This is a genomic window from Solwaraspora sp. WMMA2101 (genome assembly GCF_049179175.1).
GTDB lineage: Bacteria > Actinomycetota > Actinomycetes > Mycobacteriales > Micromonosporaceae > Micromonospora_E.
Genome location: NZ_JBMHMA010000006.1, coordinates 2,506,895 through 2,533,018, shown reverse-complemented (window position 1 = coordinate 2,533,018; position 26,124 = coordinate 2,506,895). Strand labels below are relative to the sequence as shown.

Sequence of the window (26,124 nt, the reverse complement as noted above, 5' to 3'; positions counted from 1 at the left end):
GTCCTCGCACGACGGCTACGAGTCATGCTTTAGCGGGTGGCGTGGGTGATCAATGGGGAATGTTGGGCAGTTTTCAGGCAGTAACCGGACAGTTTGTGGTCGAGCGTCGGGCGGGACTGGTATCGGTGACTGTCGCTGTTGACTACGGCGACTAAACGGCGTTGTCTGATGACACGCAGCTACCTGGGGAGGAATGCGGTGGTCAACGGTGAAGTGCCACTGGTTGTCTGTGTCACCGCTGACGTTGCGGTCCGCGAGCGCGTGGTGAGACGGCTCGACGACTGCGGCACAGTAGTGATATGTGCGGATCTTTCCGAGCTGCGGGCGATGCTCTTTCCGCCCGTACCCACCGAGACCCCGCCGCCGACGGCGCCGGTCGTCCTCGGTGACCTCGTCGTCGACGTGCCGGGACATCTCGTCACCTGGCGCGGCGAGCCACTGGCCCTGACCCGCCTGGAGCGGGAACTGCTCGCCCGGCTCGCCACGCCGCCCGTCGTCGTCTGGACCTACGAACGTCTCTTCGGCACCGTCTGGGGTGGGGCCTACCTCGGCGACACCGCGATCCTGCACTCCGCGGTCAAACGCCTGCGCCGCAAGTTGCGCAGCGCCGGCGGCGGCCTGGAGATCCAGACCGTACGCGGAGTCGGTTACCGGCTGGCCACCCCTGCGACAGCCGACGGGGTGGACGACGGCTACCCGGTCGACGACGGTTACGCCGACCCCGACGACCACGGCTACGCCGGCTATCCCGGCGCACACCTGGATCCCCTGGTCCCGACGCCCCTGGCGCCGGCACCGGAGGACCAGACCGTCACATCGCCGGCCGACAACCGGGTCCGGACGCCGGCCTGACGCGGACCTGTCGGCGGGTCCGGTCGCCGGCCTGGCGTGGGCAGTCGCCGGCACCTGGCACGATGGGCCGGTGAGTCTCGATCCGCCGTCAACTCCGCCGGGGCGGTCACGCCGCCGCTGGGTGCTGGCCGCCGTCTCCGGTGCGTGGGCGGTGCTGCTGCTTGGCCTGGCCGTCGTCTCGGTCCGACAGGACGCCCCGACGGTCAGAGAGCAACGCAGCATCGCCGACGCCCGTCCGGTCGTGGACCGGGTGGCGGTCGACCTCACGGCGGCCGTCGGCGACGCCGGCGTGATGGTCGTCGGCGCCGAGGTGGTCCGGTCCGGCTGCCGGATCACCCCGGTGCGCCCCGGCGCGGAGCTGACCCGGGTGCTGACCGCGCACACCGGTGCCGAGTCGGGCCCGGCGCTGCTGGACCGGGTCGCGCAGCGGCTGCCGGCGCACTACGTGGCGCGGACCCGCCACGGCGACACCACCGGCGGGTCCTCCCGGCTGACCGCCGACGCGGGGGAGTTCGTCGCCGTACGGGGGTTGCTGACCGCGCCCGGCGTGCTGGAGTTCCGGATCAGTTCGGGCTGTCGGCCGGTGGAGTCCGGCGCGGTGGACGTCACCGCGTCGGCCGGCGACTCCGATGACGAACCCGCCCGGCTGCTGGCGCTGCTCGGGGCGACCGATGTGCGGACCGAGCGGACGGTCGTGGTGCCCTGCCCGGCGGGCGGCTGGCTGCGCAGCGCCGTCGCGGCCGGCACCGGCCAGGCCGAACGGATCGCCGAGGCGCTGGCAACCGAGGTCGGTGACCCGGCGGTGGTGGTCGCCGACACCGCACCGGCGCGGTACGCCTACCGCGACGGCGATGCCGGCGTCGTGGTGCAGGCCGACGGCGACAGGCTCCGGATCGCCTCGACCGTCTTCGGTTGCTGAGTATCCACACTCATGCCGGGCCGGCGGCGGGCGGCGAGACTGAGAGACATGACCGAAGCTCGTCTCTCCGCCGCACCCCGTACCGACCTCTCCGCTCGTGCGCCGGGGCTCCGGATCCCCGGCGCGGTCGTCGCGATCGGATCCGCTGTCGTCACCGTGGCCGGCTATCTGCTGCTGCTCGGTTGGCACGGGGAGAGGGAACTGGCCGCCGGTTCCCTGGAGGAGACCGGTCCGTACCAGCCGTGGCAGGTCGTCGCCCTGGTCGGGGTGCTGGCAGTGCTCGCCGCCGCTGGCGGCTGGCTGCGCCGTCCATCGGCCGTGACGATCGCGGTGCCGGTCACGCTCACCGCGATCTGGGTCGCCGACGCGGTGACCGTCCCGTCCGAGGGTGACGCGAGTCTCTGGCCGATCGGCGCGTCGTTGATCGCCGTCGGCGCGTTCGCCGGCGTCGCGGCCGTGGCCTACAGCGCGGCTGCGGTACGCCGAGCCACCAGCCGCCGCTGACCCCACCCCCATGATCCCGACGATCTTGCAGTTATCGAGAAGATTTATCCGATTTGTCCAACGATAAGTGCAAGATCGTCGCGATCATGAGGCGTGGGTGGGGATCAGTAGACGAGGGCCTGCACCTCGTCGGCCATGATCTCCTCGACGAAGACAGCGGCCCCGGCGATGCGCACGCCGGGCAGTACGTCGTCCGGGCCGATGCCGCGCCGCGCCGCGCACTGCGTACAGACGGTGACGGTTCCGCCGCTGGTCAGCACCGCGTCGAGCAGGTCGGGCAGCGGGGCCGAGTGCGGCAGATCGAACGCGGCCGCCCGGTCCGGCAGCCCGAACCAGGCCGATTCGCCGGTCAGCCAGAGCGACACCTCGACGCCGGCCGCGGCGGCGGTGCCCGCTACGGTGAACGCCTGGGCGCACCGCTCCGGCTCGTCGGAGCCGGCGGTCGCCTTCACGACGAGAGTGCGAGCCATGCGGCCAGCATAGGATGACCGTGTCATGGTGACCGAGATCGGGTTCGTCAGCCTGCTGGTGGCGGGCTTCGGCGCGCTCACCGGTGGCCTGGTCTACCTCGCGGTCCGCATCTGCCGTGGACGATGATGCCGTGGACGACGATGCCATGGGCGACGGTGCCATGGACGACGGTGACGAAGCGGAGGACCGATGAGCGCGAGCAGCGCGCCCGGGACGGGACAGCCGGGCAGCGCGCCCGGGACGCAACGACCGGCCGGGGCGGACCCGGATCCGGTCCGGCCGCCGTGGCTGGACGCCCCGCCGGTGGAGCCGTACCCCTTCGAGGAGAGCCACGACCTGCGGGTCGGCCCGAAGCTGCATCCGGCGCTGAACGCCCTGCTGCCGTACATCGGCCTGTGGCGCGGCCGCGGCCGGGGCGGGTACCCCACGATCGAGGACTTCGACTACGCGCAGGAGATCCGGATCAGCCACGACGGCCGGCCGTTCCTGCGGTACGAGTCCCGGGCCTGGCTGCTCGACGAGCAGTCCCACCCGGTGCGCCCGGTCGGCCGTGAGCTCGGCTGGTGGCGGGCGGTCACCGACGCCGAGGGTCGGGCGACCGGCGAATTGGAGGCGACGATGATGACGCCGACCGGGGTGATGGAGCTCTACCTGGGCCGGATCACCGGGGTGCAGGTCGAGTTGGCCACCGACGCGGTGGTCCGGACCGGCACCGCCAAGGAGGTCACCGGCGGACACCGGCTGTTCGGCATCGTCGAGGGCGCCCTGCTGTACGCGCAGGAGATGGCCGCGGTGGGCCAGCCGCTGTCGCCGCACCTGTCGGCCCGGCTGATCCGGGTCGGCGGCTGATCCGGCTCGCCAGCGGATGGGCGGAGCGGCGCTAGGATGGGAACGGTGGTCGACTCATCGCTTGCTGAGATGCTGCGTTCGCGCGGGCTACGGCTCACCGCGCAGCGCCAGCTGATCCTGGAAGCGGTGCACGAGCTGGGCCACGCCACCCCGGAGCAGGTGCACACGGCGGTCCGCGAGGTCGCCGCCGGCGTGAACATCACCACCATCTACCGGACGCTGGAGCTGCTCGAAGAGCTCGGCCTGGTCACCCACACCCACCTGTCGCACGGGTCACCCACCTTCCACCCGGTCACCGACGACCAGCACGTGCACCTGGTCTGCCGGTCCTGCAAGTCGGTGGCGGAGATGGATCCGGCGCTGGCCGAGCCGCTGATCACCGCGCTGGCCACCGAGCGGGGTTTCCAGGTCGACATCGGGCACATGGCCCTGTTCGGCATCTGCCAGCAGTGCGGAGGCAACCGATGATCGATCAGTGCGGAGGCAAACGATGATCGATCTGCCGGGCGCGGTGGACGTCGCCGCGATCACCCCCGGAGCCCGTGACGGCGGGGTCGCCGCCCACTACGGCGACCCGATGCGCGAGCAGCGCCGGCTGGACACCGAGGTCGGGCTGGTCGACCGGAGCAACCGGGGCGTGCTGGCGGTGCCGGGCGCGGAACGGATCGGCTGGCTGCACACCCTCACCACCCAGCACCTGGCGACGCTGCGGGCCGGGCAGGGCACCGAACTGCTGGTGCTCTCCCCGCACGGCCACGTCGAGCAGCACGCCATGGTCGCCGAGGACGGCACCACCACCTGGCTGGACACCGAGCCGGCGATGGCCGACGACCTGTTGGCGTACCTGCTGAAGATGCGGTTCTTCACCCAGGTCGACCCGGCCGTGGTGACCGCCGACTGGGCGCTGCTGTCGCTGGTCGGGCCGGCGGCGGCCGACGCTGCCGCCGCGCTGGGCGTGACCGGGCTGGCCGCGCCGGACCTGCTGGCGGTGCCGGGGCCGAAGTTCGCCGCCGGGTCGCTGCCCGGCCGGCCCACCGCGCTGTACGCGGTGACCGCGCTGCCGGGCGACGGCCCGTACGCCGGCGGGTGGGCGCGTCGGGTGCCGCTCGGTGTCGACCTGCTGGTGCCCCGGGCCGCGATGGCGCAGCTGGTGGCCGCAGCGACCGAGGCCGGGATCGCCCCGGCCGGGTTGTGGGCGTACGAGGCGGTCCGGGTCGCCGCGCGTACCCCTCGGGTGGGCCTGGAGACCGACCACCGCACGATCCCGGCGGAGGTCGGGCTGCTCGGGCCGGCGGTCCACCTGGACAAAGGCTGCTACCGGGGGCAGGAGACGGTGGCCCGGGTGCACAACCTGGGCCGGCCGCCGCGCCGGCTGGCGCTGCTGCACCTGGACGGGGTGGCCAGTGACATCCCGCCGGACGCCGGCACCCCGCTGACCGTGGACGGCCGTACGGTCGGGTTCGTCGGCACCGCCGTGCGCCACCACGAGCTCGGGATGATCGCGCTGGCGGTACTCAAACGCAACGTGCCCGCCGACGCCCCGCTGCGCGTCGGCGAGTTCGCGGCGGCCGTCGAGGAAGACTGACGGGAAAGCCCCGACAGTCGAGCCCTGACCGGCCACGCAGCCGGCATGCGAAGATCGCGCCATGACGACAACGACGTTGATCACGGTCGCGCCGACCGGTGCCGAAACGGCCCGGCACGAGGCGCCCGCGCTGCCGGTCACCCTCGACGAACTGCTGCGTACGGCGGTCGAATGCGCCGCGATCGGCGCGTCGGTGATCCACGTCCACGTCCGTGACGACGACGCCGCCCCGACGTTGGACCCGGGCCGGTTGCGAGCCACGGTAGAGGCGCTGCGGGAGCGGACCGACCTGATCGTCCAGCTCTCCACCGGCGGGGCCGTCACCGACCCGGAAGCCGACCGGCTGGCCGTGCTCGACGCCGGCCCCGAGATGGCGTCCTGCACGATGGGCACGGTCAACTTCGGCGACGACGTGTTCAGCAACCGGTGGGAGTTCATCGTCGAGCTGCACACCCGGATGCAGGACCGGGGCATCGTGCCGGAGTACGAGATCTTCGACCTGGGGCAGCTGGCCGCGCTGCAGCGACTACTCGACCGGTACGGGCTGCCGGCCGGCGGTCACGTCCACGTCGACCTGGTGATGGGGGTGCCCGGCGGCATGCCCGGCACGACGGCCGCGCTCGTCGCCTGCACCCAGGCGATCCGGGACCTGCCGGCGGGCACCACCTTCTCGGCCACCGGGATCGGCCGGTCCAGCCTGCCGGTGATGTTCGCCGCGCTGTCCGCCGGCGGGCATCTGCGGGTCGGCATGGAGGACACCCTCAGCTACGCCAAGGGCCGCCCGGTCGAGTCGAACATGCAGCTGGTGGCCCGCGCGGTCAGCCTGGCCCAGGTGGCGCAGCGTCCGCCGGCCACCCCGGCGCAGGCCCGGGAACTGCTCGGCCTGGCCGCCCGGTGAGCGGGCCCGGCGCGGTGGCGGCCCCGGCCCGGTACGCCGGTGGGGTCCCACTGGTCGAGGTGGTCCGGTCCGGTTTCGTGGAGAGTACGCACCGGGGGTCGCTGGTCGTCCTCGGAGCCGACGGCGCCTGCCGGGAGCAGTTCGGTGACGTGACGTCGCCGGTTTTTCCCCGGTCGGCGAACAAGCCGCTGCAGGCGGTCGGCATGTTGCGGGCCGGGCTGCGCCTGACCGATCCGGCCGATCTGGCCCTGGTCTGCGCCAGCCACAGCGGCGAGGACTTCCACCTGGCCCGGGTGGCGGCGCTGCTGCGCTGCGTCGGGTTGACCGAGGCGGCGTTGCGGTGCCCGCCGGACCTGCCGATGGGCGAGGCGGCGGCGGCCGCCGTACTGCGGGCCGGCGGCGGGCCGAGCCGGCTGCAGATGAACTGTTCCGGCAAGCACGCCGGGATGCTGTTGACCTGCCGGGCGGCCGGCTGGCCGGTGGACGAGTACTGGCATCCGGAGCATCCGCTGCAGGAGCGGATCCGGGACGCGGTGCAGGAGCTGGCCGGTGAGCCGGCGGCCGCCGTCGGCGTGGACGGCTGCGGCGCGCCGGTGCTCGCGGTGTCGTTGACGGCGGTGGCGCGGGCGTTCCTGCGGTTGGTGTCCGGCCAGCCCGGCTCGGTGGAGCGGACCGTGGCCGATGCGATGCGCGCGTACCCGGAACTGGTCGGCGGCACCGGCCGGGCGGACACCCGGTTGATGCGGGCGGTGCCCGGTCTGCTGGCCAAGGTCGGCGCGGAGGGTGTGCTGGCGGTCGCCGTACCGGACGTGGGCGCGGTCGCGGTGAAGGTCGACGACGGGGCGATGCGGGCGGCGGTACCGCCGGTGGTGGCGGCGCTGCGTCGGCTCGGGGTCAGCGACGACGACGCGGCCGAGCCGGCGTTGGTGCAGCTCGCCGGGGCGGTGGTGGTCGGCGGCGGCCAGCCGGTCGGCACCGTACGGGCACTGCCCTGACCGCCCAGGGGGGGTCAGCGCGGTCTGACCGCCCTGGGCGGTTCAGCGCGGTCTGACCGCCCAGGGCGGTTCAGTGCGGTAGGGCGGCGAGGAAGTCGTGCAGCGCGGCGTTGACCTCGGCCGGGCGTTCCAGCGGCAGCAGGTGCGCCGCGCCGGGCACGTCGGGCAGCCGCCGGGCCTGCGGGATGCCGGCGGCGAGCAGGTCGGCCAGGGTGCGGATGTCCGGCACGTCGAGGGCGCCGGCGGCGACGAGCACCGGTACGCCGATCTCGCCGAGCCGCCGGGCCGCCGGTGGGTCGAGTTCGTGCTGGGTGACGTCGCCGAGTGCGGCTTCGGCGGCGAGGGCACGTCGGTCCATTTCGCGGGCGAGGCTGAGCAGCGTCGGGTCGACGTCGGCCGGTTGGCGGTGCGGGCCGACGACCCAGAACCGCACCTCGGCGTCGGCCATCGCGTCCAGGTCCTCGGGGTCGACCTGCCCGACGAGGTCGTCCCAGAGCGTTTCGGTGGCGTCGGACCAGTCGTGGCCGCCGAGCGCGGAGCCGAACAGGGCGAGCCCGGTCACCCGGTCCGGGTGGGCGAGCGTGGCGTCGAGGGCCACCGCGCCGCCGAACGAGCAGCCGACCAGGGTGGCGCGGGCGACGCCGAGCGCGTCGAGCAGCCCGATCACGTCGTCGTGGTGGGCGAACGCCGCCGACGGCAGGTCGGATTCGCCGTACCCGCGCAGGTCCATGGCGATCAGCCGGGCCTGGCCGGACAGCGCGGCGAGCTGCGCCTGCCACATGCGGCGGTCGGCGATGCCAGCATGGATCAGCAGTACGGGTGGCCCGTCGCCGATCTCGTCGTAGTGGATCGTCGCGTCGCCTACTCGGGTCGATGCCATCGTCCGGGGAGCCTAGCGCCGGCGGTCGGGGGCGGGCGACCGGGTTTCGGGTGACCGCGTTGCGGGTGCTCAGCCGGGTCGCGGGTGCTCTGCCGGGTGACTCCGCTAACTTTCGCAAGCATTCGCTAGCAGAAGCAAGCACCTCGGGCTACCGTCGAGTCATGGCCACACCCAAGGACCTGCCTCGCGACATCGGGGGCTTCATCCGCGACCTGCGGCACAACGCCCGCATCTCGCTGCGCCAACTCGCCGAGCAGGCCGGCGTGAGCAACCCGTACCTCAGCCAGGTCGAGCGTGGCCTGCGTAAACCCAGCGCCGAGGTGCTGCAGCAGCTCGCCAGCGCGCTGCGGGTCTCCACCCCGGTGATGTACCTGCGGGCCGGGCTGCTCGACGACAACCACGGCCAGGGAGTGCTCGCCGCGATCGCGGCCGACCCGGACCTGTCGATGGCGCAGAAGCAGTCGCTGAGCCAGATCTACGAGACCTTCCGCCGGGAGAACGCCCGGCACGCCGAGACGCACACCGACACCACGGCGCCGAGCGCCGCCGCCGACGAGGCCGAGGACCAGGCGCTGCGGTCCGTGGCCGTCACCGAAGCCGGTGCCGCGCCCGCCCCGCCCACCGCGGCCCCGCCAGCGGATCCGCCGAAGAAGACCACCGCCCGGCGCCGTACGCCCCGCGCCGGGACCACCGACCAGGCCGCCGCCGCAGCCAAGGAGGAGCAGTCATGAGCCAGCCGAAGACCAAACGGATCCCCGCCCCGCTGTACGCCGTCGCCGGCGCCGGTGACCTGGCGTACCAGCAGCTGCGTAAGTTGCCGACGGCCGTCACCGAGCTGACCGGCAAGGCCACCGTCACCACCGCCGACCTGCGGACCAAGGCCGCGCAGAGCACCGCCGACCTGCGGACCAAGGCTGTGCAGAGCACCGCCGAGCTGCGTGAGCGGGCCAACAACGGCGCCGACCTGGACCGGCTGCGGGCGCTGGCGCTGCGCAACCGGGACGCCGTTCTCGCCGGTGCGCAGGCCGCGAGCCAGCGGGCGATGGCGATCTACGGCACCCTGGTCGCCCACGGCGAGCGGGTCGTCGGCACCGGTGTCGTGCGGGCCGCCGACACCGTCACCGCCGACATGGAAGCCACCGAGGCCCCGGCCCAGGTGACCGCGACCACGCAGAGCCAACCGGAGCCGACCCCGGCGACGGTCGCGACAGCCACCGAGGCCCCGCAGGCCACCGCGCCGACCGCCACCGAGACCACGCCGCCGACGGCGGCGGCCGAGGCCCCGGCGAAGATCAACGGGTCGAAGCCGACCAAGCGGACCCGGCCCTCGACCAAGTAGTTCGAGTTCGTCCGCGCCCCGGACACAGGTGGCACGCGTCCGGGGCGCGCGGCATAAGCTTTGCTCATGGACTCTGCCGCGCCGCTGTTCTATGCCGACGTTCGGTACATCCTCGACCTGGCGCTGTTCGTGTTCGCACTGGTGGTCCAGGGTGTCGCCCTGGTGCACTGCGTCACGCAGAAGGGCGAGGCGTTCCCGGCGATCGGCACCCTGCCCAAGGGTGCGTGGCTGGCCATTCTCGGCATCTGCCTGCTGCTCACCCTGCTGTTCCAGGTCAGCCTCTTCGGGCTGATCGGGATCGCCGCCGGACTGGTCTACCTGCTCGACGTACGGGTCGGGCTGCGGGACATCTCCGACGGCAGAGGGTCCTGGTGAGAGATTTCCGTTGGCCGCCGCCACCTGACGGCGGCCCGCGCACGTACGGACCTGGACCGTCCGGCCCCCGCACCGGCCGACCGGCGCTGCCGGAGCCGGAGACCGACATCGTCGCCACCGCGCACGGCGTGGCGCTGGAACAGCTGATCACCGGGGCCGGCGAGCCGACGACCGTGTTCGCGCACGGCCTCGCGCACGGCATCGCCACCACCCGACCGCTGGGCAGCGGGGTGGCCGGCCGCAAGGTCTTCTTCCAGTTCCGGGGGCACGGCCGGTCGGCCGCGCCGACCGGCCCGTGGGACTACCCGGACCTGGCCCGCGACCTGCGGGCGGTGGCGGACCTGTCTGGCGCCAGCCGGGCCGTCGGGATGAGCCTCGGCGCAGGTGCGCTGGCCCGGCTGCTCGTCGACAGCCCGCAACGGTTCGACCGGGTCGTGCTGTTCCTGCCGGCCGTGCTGGACACCGCCCGGCCGGTCGCGGCCCGGCACCGGTTCGCCGAACTGGTCACCGCCGTCAACGACGGTGACGTGTCCGGAGTCGCCGAGGTGATCGCCGCCGAGACGCCGGTGCAGGTGCGTAACACCCCGGGCGCCTGGGCGTACCTGCGTACCCGGATCGACCAGTTGCTGCGCGACGGCCTCGCCACCGAGCTGGTGGATCTGGCCACGGCGGTGCCGGTGCCCGACCCGGCCGCGCTGGCAGCGGTCACCGCCCGGGTCCTGGTGATCGGCTGCGTCGGCGACGACCTGCACCCGGTCGAGATCGCCGAGCGGTACGTCGCTGCGCTGCCGGAGGCGACCCTGCACGTCTACGACCGCCCCGGTGTGCTCTGGAACCACCGGACCGACCTGAGGCAGCGGGTCAGCGACTTCCTGAACGCCCCGTAGCCGGGTCCGGTGACTTCCGGCCGACGGCGGCCACCGCCGTCGCGGCGACCACGCAGCACCCCGCGACGGCGGCCCACACCACCGTCCAACTGCCGGTGACCTGCTGCAGTACCGCCGCGCCGAGCGGGGCGAGCGCGGTCACCAGTGTCACCGGCACGACCAGCACCGCCGAGATGGTCGCGAAACCGGAGGCGCCGAAGAGTTGGCTGAGCAGCGTCGGTCGGGCGAGCGTGGCCACCCCGAATCCGAGGCCGAAGCAGACGATCCCGGCGACCGCACCGACGGTCCCGCCGGCCACCGCCGGCAGCGCCCCGGCGGCCACCGCCTGCACCCCGAACACTCCGGCGATGACCAGCGTCGGGGTCTGCCACCGCTGCAGCACCGTCATGATGATCCGCCCGGCGACCGACAGCACGCCGAGCCCGCCGACGACCGTCGCCGCGAACGTGGCGTCGTGTCCGGCGTACTGCAGGAAGCTCACCAGGTGGATGGTGACGGTGACCAGCCCGGCGGCGTGCGCCACGAAGGCGGTGGCCAGCAGCCAGAACCGGTGGTCACGCACAGCGCGCCCGAGCGCGGCCCGGCCGGGATCCGACCGGCGGTCGGCGCGCGGGCCACGCCGGCCACGCCCGGACCTGCGAGGTGCGACCGCCCGTCCCGGTGGTCGGCGGATCACCACCGCATGCAGCGGTACGGTGAGACAGCCGTGTACGGCGGCCAGGACCAGAGCGGTGACCCGCCAGCCGTACCGGTCGACGAGCAGCCCGGTCAGCGGCAGGAAGATCGTGCTGGCGAAACCGGCGACCAGGGTCACCGCCAGGAGCGCGGTGGGTCGGCGGGCGGCGTCGAACCAGCTGACCACCACGGCGAACGCCGACTCGTAGAGCACCAGCGCGCCGACCGCCCCGATCGCCGTCCACATCAGATAGAGTTCGGCCAGCGTGTCGATCCGGGAGAAGCCGACCAGTGCCAGGGTGCCGGCGATCGAGCCGACGGTCATCGAGGCGCGGCCACCGTACCGGTCGAGCCAGCGCCCGACCGGCACCGCGAGCGCCGCGCCGGCCAGCACCGACGCGGTGAAGGCGCCGGTCGCCTGGGTCGGGCTCACCGCCAGGTCGGCGGCGACTGCCGGCAGGAAGACCGGGAACGAGTAGTACAGCGCGCCGTAGCCGACGGTCTGGGTGACCGCCAGCGCCGCCACGATCCACCAGGCCCGACGGTGGTCAACCGCAGCAACCACCGGAACCGGCCGCGCCCTGCCCAGCGTCGGCTTCGGCGTCAGCCGGCGACACCGGGTAGGCCTGCGTCACCGAGCAGACCCCGGTCTCCGGCAGGTCGAGCTGGACGTCGCGGGCGGCGGCCCAGTCGCCGGCCAGCGCCGCCGCGATCGACCGGACCTGTTCGTAGCCGGTGGCCAGCAGGAACGTCGGCGCGCGCCCGTAGCTCTTCATCCCGACCAGGTAGTAGCCCGGCTCCGGCTGGCTGAGCTCGTCCACCCCGTGCGGGCGGACGGTGCCGCAGGAGTGCTCGTTCGGGTCGATCAGCGGGGCCAGCATCCGGGTGCAGCCGAGTGCCGGGTCCAGGTCGAGGCGCAGCTCGTCGGCGATCCGGTGATCGGGGCGGAAGCCGGTGGCGCTGACGACCCGGTCGGCGGTCGACGTCCGTCCGTCGGTGGCGACCAGCTCGACGCCGCCGTCGTCCGGCAAGGTCCGGACACTGTGTACGGCGAAGCCGGTGACCAGCTCGACCCGACCGGAGTCGACCAGCAGTCGCAGCCCGGTGCCGAGCTCACCACGGCCGGGCAGCGCGTCGGCGTCCCCGCCGCCGAGGGCCCGGTCGATGCTGGCACCCCGGGTGGCCCAGGTGATCCGGGTGCCGGGCTCCTGGTCGGCGAGTTCGGCGAGGGCCAGCAGGGTGTTGGCGGCGGAGTGGCCGGATCCGACGACGACGGTGTGGCGGCCGGCGTACGTGGCCCGGTCGGCGCCGAGCACGTCCGGCAGTGCGCCGCTGATCAGGTGGGCGGCCTGCTGCTCGCCGTGGGCGGGCAGCCCGTTGGCGCCGAGCACGTTGGGCGTACCCCAGGTGCCGCTGGCGTCGATGACGGCGCTGGCGCGGATCTCCGTACCGTCGGCGAGCCGGACCACGAACGGTGCCTGCTGCCGGCCGGCGGTGCGGACCCGGTCGACGCCGGCGCGGCCCAGCGCGACCACCCGCGCGCCGTACCGGATGCGCTCGGCCAGTGCGGGCAGCTTGGCCAGCGGTTCGAGGTAGTCGCCGACGAGTTCGGTGCCGGTCGGCAGGTGGTCGGGGTCCGGGGCGGCCCAGCCGGCGGCGTCGAGCAGCCGGCGGGCGGCGGCGTCGATGTCGTAGCGCCACGGGGAGAAGAGTCGGACGTGGCCCCACTGGTCGACCGCCGCGCCGGCCCGGCTGCCGGCTTCGAGGACCAGCAACGGCAGTTGGCGTTCGTGCAGGTGGGCGGCGGCGGCCAGGCCGACCGGCCCGGCGCCGATGACGACGACCGGCAACTCCTCGTTGTTCATGGACCCCTCCGTGGCGGGCTGACGTGTTGTCTTGATGGTTGTCGAACCAGTCCTACGATGCCGGCTGATTCGACGACAGTCAAGTTCGACACTCATCGAATCACGCCGGACTGGTCCTCAGGTACTAGGCTCTCGCCTCGTGGCAGGACAAGGCGGCATGGTCCGCTCGTTCATCGACGGCGTGCGGCTGTTCCTGCGCGGATTCGGCACCTACGCCCGCAACCCGAAGATGGTGCTGCTCGGGCTGATCCCGGCGGTCATCTCCGGGGTGCTCTTCGTGGCCGCCTTCATCGGCTGGGTCAGCATCGTCGTCGACCTCGCCGACTGGCTCACCCCGTTCGCCGACAGCTGGTCGACGGGCCTGCAGGACGCCGTACGCGGCACCGTCGCCATCGCCCTGCTGGCCCTCGGTGGCCTGGTCGGGGTGCTCACCTTCACCGCCGTCACCCTGCTGATCGGGGATCCGTTCTACGAGAAGATCTCCGAGTGGGTGGAGGAGCACCACGGCGGCGTGCCGAACGCGGTCGACGTGCCGTGGTGGCGGTCGCTGTGGCACAGCCTGCTCGACTCGTCCCGGCTGATCGCGTTCGGCATCATCATCGGTGTCCCACTGTTCGTCCTCGGGTTCATCCCGATCGTCGGGCAGACCGTGGTGCCGGTGCTGGCTGCCCTCTTCGGCGGCTGGCGGCTCGCTCTGGAGCTGGTCGGCTCCGCCTTCTACCGCCGTGGCCTGCGGCTGCCGGACCGGCGGGCCGCGCTGCGGGGCAACCGGCCCAGGGCGATCGGGTTCGGGGCGGCGGTCTTCTGCTGCTGCCTGATCCCGTTCGGCGCGGTGCTGATCATGCCGGCGGCGGTGGCCGGCGCGACCCTGCTCGCCCGCCAGTCGCTCGGCCAGCCGACCAGCGGGCCGTTGCCTGCGGGCGGGCCGACCACCGACCCTGAGTGACGCGCCGCCCGGCCGGCCTGAAAGGTATCCGCGTTCGACGGTATTCCTGTGAGGAATAATTATTCCTCACAGGAATACCGGTGCTTGGCGACAGTGCGTCCAGAGCCAGCCAGCGGCCGTCAGCGGCTGGCGGCCTGCGCGGCGTCGCGGACCTCGCCGACCAGCTCCTCGATGACGTCCTCCAGCGCGGCCAGCCCGGTCAACCGGCCGTCGGCATCCACCACCCGGGCCAGGTGTGCGCCCTGCTGCTGCATGACGGTGAGGGTGTCCCGCATCGGCTGGGTGCCCCGGACAGTGACCAGCGGCCGGATCAGGTGGGCGTCGACCGGTTGGTCCCGGTCGGCTGCCGGCGCCCCGAGGACGTCCTTGACGTGCAGGTACCCGGTCACCTCCGCGTTGCCGTCCAGGACGGGGAACCGGGAGTAGCCCGTGTCGGCACACCGCTGCTCCAGCTCGACCGGGGTGCTGGCGGCCGCCACCGTGACCAGAGACTCCAGCGGGATCGCCACTCGCGCCGTCGGCTGGTCGCTGAACGCCAGTGCCCCGGTCAGCAGTCGGTGCTCGTGCTCGTCGATCAGGCCCTCACGGCGGGACTGGGCGATGAACCCGGAGACCTCCTCCCGGGTGAACGCGGAGGTCACCTCGTCCTTGGGCTGCACCCGCAGCAGCCGCAGCACGATGTTCGCGACCTGGTTGAGCAGCCAGATCAGCGGCCGCAACACGGTGACGACGCCGTACAGCACCGGGCCCAGGACCAGGGCGGAGCGCTCCGGGCCGGCGAGGGCGATGTTCTTCGGCACCATCTCGCCGATCACCATGTGCAGGAAGACCACGATCGCCAACGCGATGGCGAACGCGATCGGATGCACCAGCGCCTCCGGCACCCCGAGCGCGGCGAACCCCGGCTCCATCAGGTGCGCCACCGCCGGCTCGCCGATGGCACCGAGCCCGAGGGAACAGACGGTGATGCCGAGCTGGGCGCCAGCCATCATCAACGACACGTTCTCCATCGCCCGCAGGGTGACCCGGGCCAGCCGGGAGCCGGCCGCGGCCCGTGGTTCGATCTGCGTCCGGCGGGCGGAGATCAACGCGAACTCGGCGCCGACGAAGAAGGCGTTGCCGGCGAGCAGCAGTACGCCGACGAGGATCGCTACGCCGTCGCTCATGATCCGTTTCCGTTCGAGTGGCCGGCGGAGTGTCCGTTCGCGCGGCGTAGCAGCAGCAGCCGGTCGACCCGGCGGCCGTCGACCCTGGTCACGGTCAGATCCACCGGTACGGCCGTCGGCAGTCCGTCGCTGTCCGGGTGCTCCCGGTCGTCGGCGACCACCATGACGGTGTCACCGACCCGGGGGAGCCGGCCGAGTTCCTCGATGATCACACCACCGAGGGTGTCGGAGATCCGGCCCTCCGGCAGGTCGAGCCCGGTCAGCCGGGCCGCCTCGTCGGGCCGCAGCAGCCCGGAGAGCTGCCACGAGCCGTCGGCGGCCTGCAGATGCCGGCCGGTCGGGCGGTCCTGTTCGTCGGCGATCTCGCCGACGATCTCCTCGACGAGGTCCTCCAGGGTGACGATGCCGGCGGTGCCACCGTACTCGTCGACCACCACCGCCATCTGCAGCCCGCGGCCGCGCAGCGTGGCGAGCAGCGGATCGAGCTCGGCGGTCTCCGGCACCTCGGGCAGCTCGACCATGACCGAGCGGACCGGTCGGCCGTCGCGTTCGCCGGCCGGTACGGCGAGCGCATGTTTGAAGTGCACCGCGCCGAGCACCTCGTCGACCCCGTCCCCGGTGACCGGGAACCGGGCGTGGCCGGTCGCGGCGGCCAGTCGCAGCACCTCGGCGACGGGCGCGTCGGCGGCGACGAACCGTACCCGCGGTCTCGGGGTCATCACGTCGGCGGCGGTCCGCTCGCCGAAGTCGATCGACCGGGAGACCAGCTCGGCGGTCTCCGCGTCCAGGGTGCCTTCCGCGCCGGAGCGGCTGACCAGTGACGCCAGCTCCTGAGGGGTACGGGCGGAAGCCAGCTCCTCGGTGGGTTCGATGCCGAACGCGCGCAGGATCCGGTTCGCCGTACCGTTGAGGAAGCGGATCAGCGGCCCGGCGGCGGTGGTGAAGCCGCGCTGGGCTCCGGCGACGACCCGACCGACCCGCAGCGGTTCGGCGATGGCCCAGTTCTTCGGCACCAGCTCGCCGAAGATCATCTGGAAGCAGGTGGCCAGGATCAGCGCCAGGGTCAGCGAGATCGCGGTGGTGGCGGCGTCGGGCAGGCCGGTCAGCCCGAGCGGGCCGCGCAGCACGGTGGCCAGTGACGGCTCGGCCAGGAAGCCGACGACCAGGCTGGTCACGGTGATGCCGAGCTGCGCCCCGGAGAGTTGGGTCGACAGGGTTCGCAGGCCGCGTAGCAGGCTGGCGGAGCGCCGGTCACCGGCGGCGGCCTGCCGCTCCACGGTTGCCCGGTCGACCGTGACGAACGCGAACTCAGCGGCCACGAAGAGGGCGTTGGCGGCGATCAGCAGCACCGCGACACCCAGCAGTATCCATTCCATCACCGCCTCGCCGAGCCTTCCGGGTCGACGGGGCGGCGGGGACTGTGTGGGTCACTGTCGTCGGACATGTCGCTCAGCCTAGACGGTACGAACGAGGGCCAACCTGGGAGTTGACTGGGAATTACTCCGAAGAGTATTCGCAATATAACTTTTCGTAGTTGATACCTGCCGTTCAGGTTCCTCCCAGCCTGGGTGGTTACGATGTCGGCGTCCCAATTCCTTAATAGACGATCGTGTTCGTCTTGTGGGACAAGGGAATTCTCTACCCTCCGACTTCATCGCAGCTGCGACCTCAGGGAGAACGTCAGGTGGTCTTCAAACGGATGCTCGGAGCCTTCGGAGTCGGCGGGCCGAGCGTCGACGCCGTACTGTCCAACCCGAACACCCGGCCCGGCCTGACGCTGGCCGGCCAGGTCGACCTCGCTGGCGGCAACTTCGACACCGAGATCGAGCAGGTCACGGTCGGCCTGGTCACCCGGGTCGAGATCGAGGGCGGCGAGCAGGAGGAGACCGCCGGCGTCGAGTTCCATCAGGTGTACGTCGCCGGAGCGCTTCGGTTGGCCGCCGACCAGCAGCTGAGCCTGCCGTTCCAGGTCGAACTGCCCTGGGAGACCCCGATCACCCACTTCTACGGCCAGCCGCTGGCCGGGATGACCCTGGGCCTGCGTACCTCGGTCTCCGCACGCGGCGCGGCCGACCCCGGCGACCTCGACCCGGTCGCGGTGCACCCACTGCCGGTGCAGGAGCGGATCCTGGAGGCGTTCGGCACCCTCGGCTTCCAGTTCGTCGGTGCCGACCTGGAGTACGGGCAGCTGGCCGGGCTTGCCCAGACGCTGCCGTTCTACCAGGAGATCGAGTACGTCGCCCCGCCGCAGTACCCCGGCGTGCGGCAGGCCGAGCTGACCTTCCTGGCCGATCCGTACGGCGTCACCGTGGTGCTCGAGTTCGACAAGCAGGCCGGGTTGTTCACCCCCGGCCACGACTCGTACGGCCACTACCGCGTCGCGCACGACGACGCCGACCGACTCGACTGGACCAGCCACGTCGACGGTTGGATCCGCCAGGCACTCGACCAGCGGCAGGCGCTGCTCGGCGGCGGCTACCCCGCGCCGGGCTACGGCGCTCCTGCCGGCTACGGCGCTCCGGGTCCGTACGGGCACGGCCATCACCAGGAGCACGAGGGTCGCGGCCCGGGGATGGGCGGCGTGATCGCCGGTGCGGTCGGCGGCGCCGCGCTGGGCTTCGGCGCCGGGATGCTCGCCGAGCAGGCGTTCGACGCGTTCGGCGACGACGACAGCGCGGTGGCCGAGGGCGACGAGGAAGAGCTCGACGAGGAGTAGCCGCCGCGCGTGCTGCCGGGCGATCGCCCGACAGCCCACGACCTGGCCGGCCCGACCGGGCCGTGCCACGACCCCGAACAGAAGGAGAAGACACCCGATGCCGGTCACCGCTGACCTCACGACCCTGGTCGACAAGGCCTACCAGGACAAGTCCCTGGCCGAGATCGTCGACGCTCCGGTCGCCGCCCTGAAGGGCGTCAGCGACAGTGATGCCAAGCTGCTCAAGGACGCGTTCGGCGTGGTCACCGTGGGCGACCTCGGCCGTAACCCGTACTTCCGGACCGCGCAGGCGTTGGTGAGCCTGACCGACGGCACGAAGTAGTTCGACGGCGGGCGGCGGGCCGGCCGGGGCGGAGCGCCCCGGCCGGCCCGCCTCGTTTCACGCAGGTGTCGAAAAGATGTCGGACAACCCTTGACCCTGGTCGATGTTAACGCAAACATGCGGTGGAACCCGGTGCGGCGTCGCGTGTGGGCGGCGCGACCCGGCCCGTCCGTCGAAAGGCACCCTCGATGCAGCGAACGAGACCGGTGACGAGGCGGCTGGCGACAGCCGTCATCCTGGCCACCGTGGCGACGACCCTCGCGACGACCCCGGCCGGCGCGGAATCCGCCACACCCGCCACACCAGCGGACACCGTGACGGCGTCGGCGGACACTGTGACGGCGTCGGCGGACGCGGTCACGGCGTCGAACCTCTCCGCCACGGCGCAGTTCACCAACCCGATCGCCGAACAGCGCGCCGACCCGCACGTCCACCGGCACACCGACGGCTACTACTACTTCATCGCCACCGTCCCCGAGTACGACCGCATCGTCATGCGCCGCGCCACCACCCTGCAGGGCCTGGCCACCGCCACCGAACGGGTCATCTGGCGCAAGCACGCCACCGGCGAGATGGGCGCACACATCTGGGCACCCGAGCTGCACTTCATCGACGGCAAGTGGTACATCCACTTCGCCGCCGGCCGGGCCGAGGACATCTGGGCCATCCGCCCGTACGTGCTGGAATCCTCCGCCGCCAACCCGCTCGACGGGCCGTGGATCGAACGCGGCCAGATCCAGCCGCCACGCAGCAGCTTCTCCCTCGACGCCACCACCTTCGTCCACAACGGAGTGCGTTACCTCGCCTGGGCCGAGTACGCCGGCAGCAACTCCAACATCTACCTGGCCCGCATGGTCAACCCCTGGACGTACACCGGCACCCCGGTCATGATCAGCACCCCGACGTACGCCTGGGAGACCCGCGGCTACCGGGTCAACGAAGGCCCAGCGGTGATCATCCGCAACAGCCGGGTCTTCATGACCTACTCGGCCAGCGCCACCGACGCCAACTACGCCGTCGGGCTGCTCACCGCCCCGGCCGGCAGCAACCTGCTGAACGCGTCATCGTGGACCAAGAGTCCCAACCCGGTGCTGGCCAGCAACAGCCGTACCGGCCAGTGGGGGCCGGGGCACAACTCGTTCACCGTCGCCGAGGACGGCAGTGACGTGATCGTCTACCACTCCCGCAACTACGAGCGCTACCTCGGCAACGGCTACGACCCGCTGAGCGACCCCAACCGGCGTACCCGGGTGCAGAAGATCTACTGGAACGCCGACGGCACACCGAACTTCGGCGTACCGGTGCCGGACGGCCGCACCCCGGTCCGGCTTGCCGCCCACGACCAGCCGGACCGCTACCTGCGGCACTGGGAGTACCGGGTCCGCCTGGAGGCGAATGTCGCCAACCTGGCCGACTCGCAGTTCCGGGTCGTCCCGGGCCTGGCCAACTCGGCCGGCGTCTCGCTGGAATCGACCAACTTCCCCGGCTACTACCTGCGGCACCGCAACCACCAGATCTGGGTGGAGGCCAACGACGGGTCCAACCTGTTCCGGCAGGACGCCACGTTCATGGCCCGCAGCGGGCTGGCCGACGCCGGCAAACTGTCGCTGGAGTCGGTCAACTTCCCCGGCCAGTACGTGCGGCACCGCGACGGCCTGCTCTACCTGGAAGCCGTACCGGACGCCGCCGGCCGAGCCTCGGCCACCTTCACCGTCAGCTGACCCGACCAACCCCACCTCCATGATCGCGACGATCTTGCGCTTATCGCGAGAATTTGTCCGTTCTATTCAGCGATAAGCGCAAGATCGTCGCGATCATGGGCGGAGGGCTTCCCGGCATGGGAGGTGCCGTACGGTGCGGGGGTGGCACAAGCGGAGATCTACGTCAGCACGGACGTCGAGGCGGACGGGCCAATCCCCGGCCCACACTCGATGTTGAGCTTCGCCTCGGCGGCGTACACGGCAGGCAAGGAGCTGGTCGGCACATTCAGCGCCAACCTGGTCACGCTGCCCGGGGCGACCGGCGCCCCGCAGACCATGGCGTGGTGGGAGACGCAGCCGGAAGCGTGGGCGGCGTGCCGGGCCGACCAGGAGGAGCCGGCGGTAGCGATGGCCCGCTACACCGAGTGGCTCGCCCAGCTGCCGGGGCGGCCGGTGTTCATCGGTTACCCGGCGGCGTACGACTTCATGTTCGTCTACTGGTACCTGATCCGCTTCACCGGATCGAGCCCGTTCTCCCACTCGGCGCTGGACATCAAGACGTACGCCATGGCGCTGATGGGCACCGGCTACCGGACGACGTCGAAGCGGACCATGCCCCGCGAGTGGTTCGGCGAGCACGAGCATGAGCATGTCGCCCTGGACGACGCGATCGAGCAGGGAGCCCTGTTCTGCGCCATGCTCGCCGCCAACCCCGCGACCCGCTGACGCGGCGCGAGCCGGTGTAACTACCGAAGTGTCCCGGCGGGCGCGATCCACTCACTGCGCGGTCCGCCAGCCTCGGTGATCAGGTCGAAGTCACGGTCGTAGTGCAGGACTGTCGCGCCGTGCTCAGCCGCTGCTGCGGCGGCGATCAGATCGACCGGGCTGGCCGCCCGGTGGTACCCGCGTCTGGTCAGCGCTACCTGGATGTCCCGGGCCCGAGTGGCGACTGCCGAGTTGATCGGCAGATCAGTCATGATTTCGGCCCGGCGGGCGCGGATTGCCATCGCGTCCCGGAAGTTGCGAGCGCTGCGACCGTCTTCGAGGTCCAGCGGGAGACAGGTCGCTGCTGCCCCTTCCTGCAGGATCATGACGAGCCGCTTGTTCACTGCCGGTGCGGACATCCGGGCCCAGGCCGAGGTATCGATCAGGTACAGCCCTCGGGGGATGTTCACGCCGCGTCTCGGCCGCTGGCGGGCGTCTTGTCGTCATCGACGATGCCGTCCCAGTCCCGGTCGATGGACATGAGCTCCTGGATCGCAGCCAGTCGGGCCCCGCGTTCGGCGACCAGACGCAGCGCCTCGTGGATCGTCTCCTTCTTGGTGCTGGTCCCGAGTTCACGACGGGCGCGGTCGAGCAACTCCTCGTCCAGGTCGATCACCGTCTTCAACGTCTACCTCCTTGTGAATACTAGATGCTCCCGAGTATATACACCTCTACCGGCCTCGGTGCTGATCCCCACGACCATCCCCCGTTCGTCGTCGGCCGGCGCTTCCAGCATGCAGGTGCGGCGCCGGAAGTCGATGTTGATCGAGCCGGCGAACTCGGTCGAAGGCGGGACCCGGTCGTCTCCGCAGCCGCCAGCGCGGACACCGAGGACGCCGACAGGCTGCGAGTCGCCCCGCCGGCTGCTCGGCGATCAGGCAGGTTTGCAACGCGGGTCAGCAATGATTGCGCTGGCGGTGGTGTTCATCAGTCGTGACGCAACGGCTCGCCGCTGTTGACGTGGAAGTGCAGATGTTTGGAGTCCTGGTACTCACCGAGGTTGGTCAGGACGCGGGCTGCGCCGTGTTCGGCGGTGACCTGTGCCGCGATATCGCGGACGACGGCCAGGACTTGATGAACCTCGGCGACATCGGCGTCGCCCAGGTCCACCAGCGACGGAACATGGCGTTTCGGAACGACGACGATATGGACGGGCCAGAAGGGCCGGGTGTGATGGAAGGCGAGCACGTGGGCGGTCTCGGCCACGACCTGGATCGGGGTCTTGCCGCTGAGTGCCTGTTCGCAGTAGAAGTCGTCGGTCATCGGACCGATGGTAGTGGTGTCCACAGACGAAGATGGTTATTCGCGCCGACGACGTCTTTGTCGGTCAGCGGTAGCCGGACGGGGTGGCGGTCGCGGTGTGGTTGCTCTGCCAGCGGCGCAGGGCGTCCTTGATCCGGTCGTTCTGTTCGTACGTGCGGTCGAGCTCGGCGTAGAGGATGCCGAGGTCGTGGGCGACGCGTTCGAGGAACGCGGCGACTTCGCCCGGGTCGAGGCCGCGCCCGTGGGCGCGCCGGCTGGCGGCGGGGAAGTGCTGGCTGCGGACCTGCCACGGCCGGATCGGTCGGTACGCGGTCGGTCGCTGGTTGCGCCCGTGTTCGGGTACGCGGTACACGCCGCTGCCGCTCGGCCAGTCGCGCGGTGGCAGGGACACCATCCGACGCCGTTGCCGTCGCATCCGCCACCGTCGCCACAGTTCTCGCATCACGTTTCCTCCCCTTGCATGTCGGGTTTGTGGAAGGGGTGGCCCTGCCGCTTGCCGATCCGGCAGGGCCACCCCGCCCCAATCACCGCAGCCTTCCTCGGCAGTACGGCAACCAGGGCAGTCTTCGATTCACGGAGCACCAATCAGGTGAGTGGGCCCGGGGCGCGTGCGTACTCCATTTCGGTGTTACTTGCGGGAACGCGGTGTCGGCCGCGTCGTGGCCACGGACCAGCATCGGAGCGGCCATGGCACGGGGGTTCCTGGCTGTTCCGGTGTTGACGGACGTGGCCGTGAAATGGTTTCTCGCACGCGCCCCGGGAGCTCGGTCCTCCGTGGATCTTGCTCTCTCAACTTCCTACCCCTCCACCCTGGACTATCCACCCCACGCGATGGAAGATGTGGGAGTCGGAGGGTTCTCGGAGAGTTCCTACGAATCTGATAAGGGGGCCGATAATGATCGACTTGCAGGAAGCCATCCGCAAGGAGCGGACCGCGCGAGGGCTGTCGCAGGAGCAGCTCGGCGCGCTGGTCGGGGTGAGCGGGTCGTCGATCGGCAGCTACGAGGCGGGGCGGCTGATCCCGGTGCCGGCGATCGCCAAGGCACTCGACGGCGTCTTCGAGACCGGCGACCGGATCCAGCGGCTGGCGGCCCAGGCGCGCGGGCAGTCGATCGCCCCGTTCCTGCGCTCGTGGGCCGAGAACGAGGCGCAGGCGAGCATCCTGCGCTACTTCGAACTCTCCGTCGTGCCGGGGCTGTTGCAGACCGAGGCGTACGCCCGACAGTTGCTCACCGACGTCGGCCCGGTCGACGATGTCGAGACGGCGCTGGCCAACCGACTGGCCCGGCAGGAGATCATCACCCGGGCGGAGAGTCCGGCGCACTTCGTCGCGGTGCTCGACCGGTCGGTGCTGCACCGGCAGATCGGCTCGCCGGACGTGATGGTGGAGCAGTTGACCGCGCTCGCCGCCGCCTGCGACCGGCCCAACGTGCGGGTGCACGTCGTGCCGGCGACCGCCGGGGCGTACGCCGGGCTCAACGGTCCGTTCGTGCTGGGCACGGTGCACGACCGGAGAGTGGGCTACCTGGACACCCACTTCGGCGGCGAGCCCATCGACGATCCGCAACGGGTGCGTCGGCTCGAACAGGTGTGGGAAGATGTCCGCAGCCACGCCCTGCCCATCGCGGAGTCCCGCGAGATGATCGAGAAAGCGGCGCTGACATGGAGCTGACCGGCACCCCGCGCTTCCGCAAGTCGACCAGGTCCAACGGTGCCGGCGGCGCGTGTGTCGAGGTCGCCGACAACCTGCCCGGCGCGGTGCTGGTACGCGACAGCAAGGACCAGACCGGCCCGGTGCTCACCTTCGCCCCCGCTGCCTGGTCCACCTTCGTCACCCACCTCGCCACCGCCTACCACTGACCCTCTACACACGAGGACCACCGGGTGTTCTGCGGAGTGCGTACCCATGTCTTTTGGTGCAGTTGCGATTTTACGGTTTTGCCCCGGCTGACAGGTATACTTTAGCCGAATTGGTTGTTATCGCCAGGGCTCTTTATCCCAGGCTTCTACCGTTTCAAGGATGTCTCAGATTATTTCGGTAGAACGGACTATCTCATCATCTCTGGGAGATGTCGGGCGCTCGTGGGGTCATTACTGCTTTCGCTCGGACCCTAGTCTCTGAACCTTGCCGACCACTCAGAATCGTGTCGATCTTCAATGTCGGCCTTGGCTGCCGATGATCCGTCCCCGGACTTTCCGGCAATTCACCCGATTTGCAACCGTTGCTCACGCAGCGGTGGGCCTTTGCAAGCCAACCTGTCAGTGTGGCCCCTTAAGTCCCCTTTCTTGGAGTGGAGGTGGACACCAGGAATTGTCTATCGATTGGATAGGCTAATTCGTACCTTCCGCCTTCGTGGTGGTATACGTAAATTGGGCGACCTGACGCCAGCACTGCACCTAGCAGGGGGCCTAACGCAACCGGGCCTCGATAGAACAGGTGTAGTCGGGCGAACCTGGGATCGTTCGCCCAACCTCTTGCCTGGTCGCGTAGGTGTTGTGCCACCTGACGGATATTGGCGATGGCTATGTAGTCCTCGTGTAAATATTCGGCAAGAAATATTGCATTCTCCAGAGAGAGCTCGGGTAGGGATGCCTTGACGCTTTCCTTGATAGACGGTGAGCCAATCGATACGAGAATTATTCCCTGATCTTCTCCTGGTCCTCGGGCGCCGGGTCGAACTATTGACGGCTCGCCATCGCCCGATTCGATCAACTGCTCTAGTGGCACTCGAAGCGCCCGTGCGAGCGCCACGAGTTCTTCGGATGTGACTGACTTGCGGACGCCGGACTCGATCTTCGCTATCGTGCTCCGGCTCAATGATGGTGCGCCTGCTCGGACGCATTCATCAGAGAGGTGTTGAGCTGTCCATCTCTGCTCCCGTCGCAGTCGCCGCACGATGTCGCCGGTCTTTTTGGCTACATCCTCATCTTTCGCCATCTGTGTGCTCCCGGAACAAGTCTGCTCCGCTCAGGAGCAAACGGAGCATAACACTTGCTCTCAAGGAGAGCAAGTGTCACTCTTCCGAGTGCGGGGCGAGTGCGGGAAGGAACGACTGTGACGAGCGGAACCCGAAGGGGCAGCGAGGTGCCAGGCAGAGCTAGATCATCGATGCGCCGGGGACCTGCGGCGCTGTGGGCAAACCTGGTGGGCGGCGTGACTGCCAGCGGCGGCTTGGTTTATGTGCTTGTGTCGGAGGAGAGCGCGCGGTTTGTTGCGCTCCTCGTGGCGGCGGTAGTTCATGGTGTCCTGACTGCTGCTGCTTCACTTGTCCCACAGGAATCCGATGACCGTTTGCGCTTGTGGGTGGAGTTTCTTCGGCACCGCGAGCGGATGGCGAGACGGCAAGTGGTCACCAAGTGCAATCAAGCAGGCGGGAGGTGAGAGGCTTCCTACCCGGTGGGCCCCCGGAGTTGTGACCAGTCGACCGCGTCGAGAAACGCGGTGTGCTAAACCCTCTGAGGGCTTCTACGTCACGGGTGGTTGTGTTCGTTCTCGGCGATGCGCTCAGTCCGTCGGTGCCGGATGAGACGACGCACGGTCCTCGGCGGGCAGTGTCTGACGTCTCTACTCGATGGGGAACCAGGACAGGCAAGTCGGCCGCCGGCCCGTGGCGATGAAGTTAAATACGGCCTGCAAGACCTCGGCAGGGGTGACCCTCAGTTCGTCCGGCTCGGGGAAGGCCGGTTGGCCGCCGTAGTCGAAGCGAAGTCCGTCTGGCCGAGGCCGAGGTCTGGCTCGTATCCGTACCCGCCGCCGTCGCCCATCCAACGCACGAATCCTCGGTCTGGGTGGCCGATTCCGACTTCGAGGGACTCCGGGAAGTCGTCGTTGAACTGCGAGAGGTGCTCGCTGCCCGCTGGTATGACCGTCACCACCATTGGGAGGGATTTAGCCGAGGTGGCCGCGATCTCGTCGAGCGCTGCGTCGGCCTCCGTCATCGAGGAGACCAGTCGGAGGCTGTCGGTCCAGATGATGTGATAGTTCATATTCTGGTGGCCTATGCAGCTTGTTCCACTCGTGCTCTTGGATGCGGCTGAGATTCCCGTCACGAATCGCGGCCCGCCGCCCCCTGCGCTTCCCTGCTGGCGAGCCATGGCTGCCGGGTGACCGCCTCAGCCTTCACGTCGCTCCACCGACGGGCCGTCATGAAC

At 70.6% G+C, this 26,124-nt stretch carries 30 protein-coding genes and 2 pseudogenes; 20 read left to right on the top strand and 12 right to left on the bottom strand.

The window, feature by feature from the left end; translation table 11 throughout:
• Positions 1-198: 198 nt before the first annotated feature.
• From ACN28F_RS12315 to ACN28F_RS12305, 3 genes and pseudogenes are all read left to right on the top strand, one after another.
• Positions 199-684 (top strand): annotated as a pseudogene (locus tag ACN28F_RS12315) (winged helix-turn-helix domain-containing protein); the annotation flags it as partial.
• Between the two features lie 238 nt (positions 685-922).
• On the top strand, positions 923-1,771 hold the full coding sequence (locus ACN28F_RS12310; protein ID WP_421357812.1) for a hypothetical protein: 849 nt from the start codon (positions 923-925) through the stop codon (positions 1,769-1,771).
• Positions 1,772-1,819: 48 nt separating this feature from the next.
• Positions 1,820-2,275, top strand: coding sequence for a hypothetical protein (locus ACN28F_RS12305; protein ID WP_421357810.1), 456 nt, complete (start codon positions 1,820-1,822; stop codon positions 2,273-2,275).
• A gap of 104 nt (positions 2,276-2,379) precedes the next feature.
• Here ACN28F_RS12305 and ACN28F_RS12300 read toward each other — a convergent pair whose 3' ends face one another.
• Positions 2,380-2,745 carry a DsrE family protein gene (locus ACN28F_RS12300; RefSeq protein WP_289208109.1) on the bottom strand — a complete coding sequence of 122 codons (366 nt, stop codon included), beginning with the start codon at positions 2,743-2,745 and terminating at the stop codon, positions 2,380-2,382.
• A 25-nt stretch (positions 2,746-2,770) separates the two neighbouring features.
• Between ACN28F_RS12300 and mtfM the strand changes: the two genes are divergently transcribed.
• The 6 genes from mtfM (at position 2,771) to ACN28F_RS12270 (ending at position 7,073) form a co-directional block, all read left to right on the top strand.
• Positions 2,771-2,872: a small membrane protein MtfM gene (gene mtfM / locus ACN28F_RS12295; protein ID WP_289208108.1), complete on the top strand. Its 102-nt coding sequence runs from the start codon at positions 2,771-2,773 to the stop codon at positions 2,870-2,872.
• A gap of 63 nt (positions 2,873-2,935) precedes the next feature.
• Complete coding sequence (locus ACN28F_RS12290) at positions 2,936-3,595, top strand: FABP family protein (protein ID WP_289208107.1); 660 nt, start codon at positions 2,936-2,938, stop codon at positions 3,593-3,595.
• Positions 3,596-3,640: 45 nt separating this feature from the next.
• Complete coding sequence (locus tag ACN28F_RS12285) at positions 3,641-4,063, top strand: Fur family transcriptional regulator (RefSeq protein WP_289208106.1); 423 nt, start codon at positions 3,641-3,643, stop codon at positions 4,061-4,063.
• A gap of 22 nt (positions 4,064-4,085) precedes the next feature.
• Positions 4,086-5,180, top strand: a complete 1,095-nt coding sequence (locus tag ACN28F_RS12280; RefSeq protein WP_421357807.1) for a YgfZ/GcvT domain-containing protein — start codon at positions 4,086-4,088, stop codon at positions 5,178-5,180.
• A 61-nt stretch (positions 5,181-5,241) separates the two neighbouring features.
• On the top strand, positions 5,242-6,078 hold the full coding sequence (locus tag ACN28F_RS12275) for a 3-keto-5-aminohexanoate cleavage protein (protein WP_421357805.1): 837 nt from the start codon (positions 5,242-5,244) through the stop codon (positions 6,076-6,078).
• On the top strand, positions 6,075-7,073 hold the full coding sequence (locus tag ACN28F_RS12270) for an asparaginase (protein ID WP_289208103.1): 999 nt from the start codon (positions 6,075-6,077) through the stop codon (positions 7,071-7,073). Before ACN28F_RS12275 ends, ACN28F_RS12270 begins: the two co-directional genes overlap by 4 nt.
• Before the next feature lie 70 nt (positions 7,074-7,143).
• Here ACN28F_RS12270 and ACN28F_RS12265 read toward each other — a convergent pair whose 3' ends face one another.
• The gene (locus ACN28F_RS12265; RefSeq protein ID WP_421357803.1) at positions 7,144-7,953 is read right to left on the bottom strand and encodes an alpha/beta fold hydrolase; all 810 of its coding nucleotides are present in this window, start codon (positions 7,951-7,953) and stop codon (positions 7,144-7,146) included.
• A gap of 161 nt (positions 7,954-8,114) precedes the next feature.
• Here ACN28F_RS12265 and ACN28F_RS12260 point away from each other — a divergent pair, with 161 nt between their 5' ends.
• The 4 genes from ACN28F_RS12260 to ACN28F_RS12245 all read left to right on the top strand — a co-directional run bounded on the left by ACN28F_RS12260 (position 8,115) and on the right by ACN28F_RS12245 (position 10,554).
• A complete protein-coding gene (locus ACN28F_RS12260) occupies positions 8,115-8,684 on the top strand; it encodes a helix-turn-helix domain-containing protein (RefSeq protein WP_289208101.1) in 570 nt (189 codons plus the stop codon).
• A complete protein-coding gene (locus ACN28F_RS12255; RefSeq protein WP_421357801.1) occupies positions 8,681-9,292 on the top strand; it encodes a hypothetical protein in 612 nt (203 codons plus the stop codon). Before ACN28F_RS12260 ends, ACN28F_RS12255 begins: the two co-directional genes overlap by 4 nt.
• Before the next feature lie 66 nt (positions 9,293-9,358).
• Positions 9,359-9,667, top strand: coding sequence for a DUF2516 family protein (locus ACN28F_RS12250; protein ID WP_282225333.1), 309 nt, complete (start codon positions 9,359-9,361; stop codon positions 9,665-9,667).
• Positions 9,664-10,554 carry an alpha/beta fold hydrolase gene (locus ACN28F_RS12245; RefSeq protein ID WP_289208098.1) on the top strand — a complete coding sequence of 297 codons (891 nt, stop codon included), beginning with the start codon at positions 9,664-9,666 and terminating at the stop codon, positions 10,552-10,554. Before ACN28F_RS12250 ends, ACN28F_RS12245 begins: the two co-directional genes overlap by 4 nt.
• On the opposite strand, the gene ACN28F_RS12240 is transcribed toward ACN28F_RS12245, so the two are convergent.
• Together ACN28F_RS12240 and ACN28F_RS12235 are read right to left on the bottom strand one after the other, a co-directional pair.
• Positions 10,529-11,794 carry an MFS transporter gene (locus tag ACN28F_RS12240; RefSeq protein ID WP_421357798.1) on the bottom strand — a complete coding sequence of 422 codons (1,266 nt, stop codon included), beginning with the start codon at positions 11,792-11,794 and terminating at the stop codon, positions 10,529-10,531. The two genes, ACN28F_RS12245 and ACN28F_RS12240, sit on opposite strands and share 26 nt — an antisense overlap.
• Positions 11,778-13,094, bottom strand: coding sequence for an NAD(P)-binding domain-containing protein (locus tag ACN28F_RS12235; protein ID WP_421357796.1), 1,317 nt, complete (start codon positions 13,092-13,094; stop codon positions 11,778-11,780). Before ACN28F_RS12235 ends, ACN28F_RS12240 begins: the two co-directional genes overlap by 17 nt.
• A 157-nt stretch (positions 13,095-13,251) precedes the next feature.
• Between ACN28F_RS12235 and ACN28F_RS12230 the strand changes: the two genes are divergently transcribed.
• Positions 13,252-14,040 carry an EI24 domain-containing protein gene (locus ACN28F_RS12230; RefSeq protein ID WP_289211141.1) on the top strand — a complete coding sequence of 263 codons (789 nt, stop codon included), beginning with the start codon at positions 13,252-13,254 and terminating at the stop codon, positions 14,038-14,040.
• A 119-nt stretch (positions 14,041-14,159) separates the two neighbouring features.
• Here the strand turns inward: ACN28F_RS12230 and ACN28F_RS12225 are convergent, their stop codons facing one another.
• Positions 14,160-15,206 carry a hemolysin family protein gene (locus ACN28F_RS12225; protein ID WP_421357794.1) on the bottom strand — a complete coding sequence of 349 codons (1,047 nt, stop codon included), beginning with the start codon at positions 15,204-15,206 and terminating at the stop codon, positions 14,160-14,162.
• Positions 15,203-16,582: a hemolysin family protein gene (locus tag ACN28F_RS12220; protein WP_289208094.1), complete on the bottom strand. Its 1,380-nt coding sequence runs from the start codon at positions 16,580-16,582 to the stop codon at positions 15,203-15,205. The genes ACN28F_RS12225 and ACN28F_RS12220 overlap by 4 nt, the downstream gene beginning before the upstream one ends.
• A 308-nt stretch (positions 16,583-16,890) precedes the next feature.
• Between ACN28F_RS12220 and ACN28F_RS12215 the strand changes: the two genes are divergently transcribed.
• The 4 genes from ACN28F_RS12215 (at position 16,891) to ACN28F_RS12200 (ending at position 20,670) form a co-directional block, all read left to right on the top strand.
• The gene (locus tag ACN28F_RS12215; RefSeq protein ID WP_421357791.1) at positions 16,891-17,922 is read left to right on the top strand and encodes a sporulation protein; all 1,032 of its coding nucleotides are present in this window, start codon (positions 16,891-16,893) and stop codon (positions 17,920-17,922) included.
• Positions 17,923-18,019: 97 nt separating this feature from the next.
• Positions 18,020-18,244 (top strand): hypothetical protein, encoded by a 225-nt coding sequence (locus ACN28F_RS12210; RefSeq protein WP_289208092.1) that lies wholly within the window; start codon positions 18,020-18,022, stop codon positions 18,242-18,244.
• Positions 18,245-18,450: 206 nt separating this feature from the next.
• Complete coding sequence (locus ACN28F_RS12205) at positions 18,451-19,965, top strand: family 43 glycosylhydrolase (RefSeq protein ID WP_421357789.1); 1,515 nt, start codon at positions 18,451-18,453, stop codon at positions 19,963-19,965.
• 141 nt (positions 19,966-20,106) lie between these two features.
• The gene (locus ACN28F_RS12200; protein ID WP_278171700.1) at positions 20,107-20,670 is read left to right on the top strand and encodes an exonuclease; all 564 of its coding nucleotides are present in this window, start codon (positions 20,107-20,109) and stop codon (positions 20,668-20,670) included.
• A 20-nt stretch (positions 20,671-20,690) separates the two neighbouring features.
• Here the strand turns inward: ACN28F_RS12200 and ACN28F_RS12195 are convergent, their stop codons facing one another.
• The 4 genes from ACN28F_RS12195 to ACN28F_RS12180 form a co-directional block, all read right to left on the bottom strand.
• The gene (locus tag ACN28F_RS12195; RefSeq protein ID WP_199757978.1) at positions 20,691-21,119 is read right to left on the bottom strand and encodes a PIN domain-containing protein; all 429 of its coding nucleotides are present in this window, start codon (positions 21,117-21,119) and stop codon (positions 20,691-20,693) included.
• Positions 21,116-21,325 carry a type II toxin-antitoxin system VapB family antitoxin gene (locus ACN28F_RS12190; RefSeq protein ID WP_289211140.1) on the bottom strand — a complete coding sequence of 70 codons (210 nt, stop codon included), beginning with the start codon at positions 21,323-21,325 and terminating at the stop codon, positions 21,116-21,118. The genes ACN28F_RS12195 and ACN28F_RS12190 overlap by 4 nt, the downstream gene beginning before the upstream one ends.
• Before the next feature lie 311 nt (positions 21,326-21,636).
• Positions 21,637-21,972, bottom strand: coding sequence for an HIT family protein (locus ACN28F_RS12185; RefSeq protein WP_289208089.1), 336 nt, complete (start codon positions 21,970-21,972; stop codon positions 21,637-21,639).
• A 64-nt stretch (positions 21,973-22,036) separates the two neighbouring features.
• Entirely contained in the window at positions 22,037-22,414 is a 378-nt protein-coding gene (locus ACN28F_RS12180; protein WP_421357786.1) for a DivIVA domain-containing protein, read from the bottom strand.
• A gap of 453 nt (positions 22,415-22,867) precedes the next feature.
• Between ACN28F_RS12180 and ACN28F_RS12175 the strand changes: the two genes are divergently transcribed.
• Together ACN28F_RS12175 and ACN28F_RS12170 are read left to right on the top strand one after the other, a co-directional pair.
• Positions 22,868-23,644, top strand: a complete 777-nt coding sequence (locus ACN28F_RS12175; protein WP_421357784.1) for a helix-turn-helix domain-containing protein — start codon at positions 22,868-22,870, stop codon at positions 23,642-23,644.
• Positions 23,635-23,832, top strand: a complete 198-nt coding sequence (locus ACN28F_RS12170; protein ID WP_421357782.1) for a DUF397 domain-containing protein — start codon at positions 23,635-23,637, stop codon at positions 23,830-23,832. Before ACN28F_RS12175 ends, ACN28F_RS12170 begins: the two co-directional genes overlap by 10 nt.
• Before the next feature lie 412 nt (positions 23,833-24,244).
• Here ACN28F_RS12170 and ACN28F_RS12165 read toward each other — a convergent pair whose 3' ends face one another.
• Positions 24,245-24,910, bottom strand: a complete 666-nt coding sequence (locus ACN28F_RS12165; protein ID WP_421357780.1) for an SAVED domain-containing protein — start codon at positions 24,908-24,910, stop codon at positions 24,245-24,247.
• A gap of 627 nt (positions 24,911-25,537) precedes the next feature.
• Positions 25,538-25,911, bottom strand: a pseudogene (locus ACN28F_RS12160) (Imm1 family immunity protein).
• Positions 25,912-26,124 lie beyond the last annotated feature (213 nt).

What these genes read in the sequence shown, in the direction of transcription:
- ACN28F_RS12260 (WP_289208101.1), top strand. Translation starts at nt 8,115, where the DNA reads ATGGCCACACCCAAGGACCTGCCTCGCGACATCGGGGGCTTCATCCGC.
- ACN28F_RS12210 (WP_289208092.1), top strand. Translation starts at nt 18,020, where the DNA reads ATGCCGGTCACCGCTGACCTCACGACCCTGGTCGACAAGGCCTACCAG.
- ACN28F_RS12230 (WP_289211141.1), top strand. Translation starts at nt 13,252, where the DNA reads ATGGTCCGCTCGTTCATCGACGGCGTGCGGCTGTTCCTGCGCGGATTC.
- mtfM (WP_289208108.1), top strand. Translation starts at nt 2,771, where the DNA reads ATGGTGACCGAGATCGGGTTCGTCAGCCTGCTGGTGGCGGGCTTCGGC.
- ACN28F_RS12170 (WP_421357782.1), top strand. Translation starts at nt 23,635, where the DNA reads ATGGAGCTGACCGGCACCCCGCGCTTCCGCAAGTCGACCAGGTCCAAC.
- ACN28F_RS12305 (WP_421357810.1), top strand. Translation starts at nt 1,820, where the DNA reads ATGACCGAAGCTCGTCTCTCCGCCGCACCCCGTACCGACCTCTCCGCT.
- ACN28F_RS12220 (WP_289208094.1), bottom strand. Translation starts at nt 16,582, where the DNA reads ATGGAATGGATACTGCTGGGTGTCGCGGTGCTGCTGATCGCCGCCAAC.
- ACN28F_RS12275 (WP_421357805.1), top strand. Translation starts at nt 5,242, where the DNA reads ATGACGACAACGACGTTGATCACGGTCGCGCCGACCGGTGCCGAAACG.
- ACN28F_RS12165 (WP_421357780.1), bottom strand. Translation starts at nt 24,910, where the DNA reads ATGGCGAAAGATGAGGATGTAGCCAAAAAGACCGGCGACATCGTGCGG.
- ACN28F_RS12180 (WP_421357786.1), bottom strand. Translation starts at nt 22,414, where the DNA reads ATGCGAGAACTGTGGCGACGGTGGCGGATGCGACGGCAACGGCGTCGG.
- ACN28F_RS12250 (WP_282225333.1), top strand. Translation starts at nt 9,359, where the DNA reads ATGGACTCTGCCGCGCCGCTGTTCTATGCCGACGTTCGGTACATCCTC.
- ACN28F_RS12225 (WP_421357794.1), bottom strand. Translation starts at nt 15,206, where the DNA reads ATGAGCGACGGCGTAGCGATCCTCGTCGGCGTACTGCTGCTCGCCGGC.
- ACN28F_RS12175 (WP_421357784.1), top strand. Translation starts at nt 22,868, where the DNA reads ATGATCGACTTGCAGGAAGCCATCCGCAAGGAGCGGACCGCGCGAGGG.
- ACN28F_RS12265 (WP_421357803.1), bottom strand. Translation starts at nt 7,953, where the DNA reads ATGGCATCGACCCGAGTAGGCGACGCGACGATCCACTACGACGAGATC.
- ACN28F_RS12235 (WP_421357796.1), bottom strand. Translation starts at nt 13,094, where the DNA reads ATGAACAACGAGGAGTTGCCGGTCGTCGTCATCGGCGCCGGGCCGGTC.
- ACN28F_RS12280 (WP_421357807.1), top strand. Translation starts at nt 4,086, where the DNA reads ATGATCGATCTGCCGGGCGCGGTGGACGTCGCCGCGATCACCCCCGGA.
- ACN28F_RS12255 (WP_421357801.1), top strand. Translation starts at nt 8,681, where the DNA reads ATGAGCCAGCCGAAGACCAAACGGATCCCCGCCCCGCTGTACGCCGTC.
- ACN28F_RS12290 (WP_289208107.1), top strand. Translation starts at nt 2,936, where the DNA reads ATGAGCGCGAGCAGCGCGCCCGGGACGGGACAGCCGGGCAGCGCGCCC.
- ACN28F_RS12185 (WP_289208089.1), bottom strand. Translation starts at nt 21,972, where the DNA reads ATGACCGACGACTTCTACTGCGAACAGGCACTCAGCGGCAAGACCCCG.
- ACN28F_RS12300 (WP_289208109.1), bottom strand. Translation starts at nt 2,745, where the DNA reads ATGGCTCGCACTCTCGTCGTGAAGGCGACCGCCGGCTCCGACGAGCCG.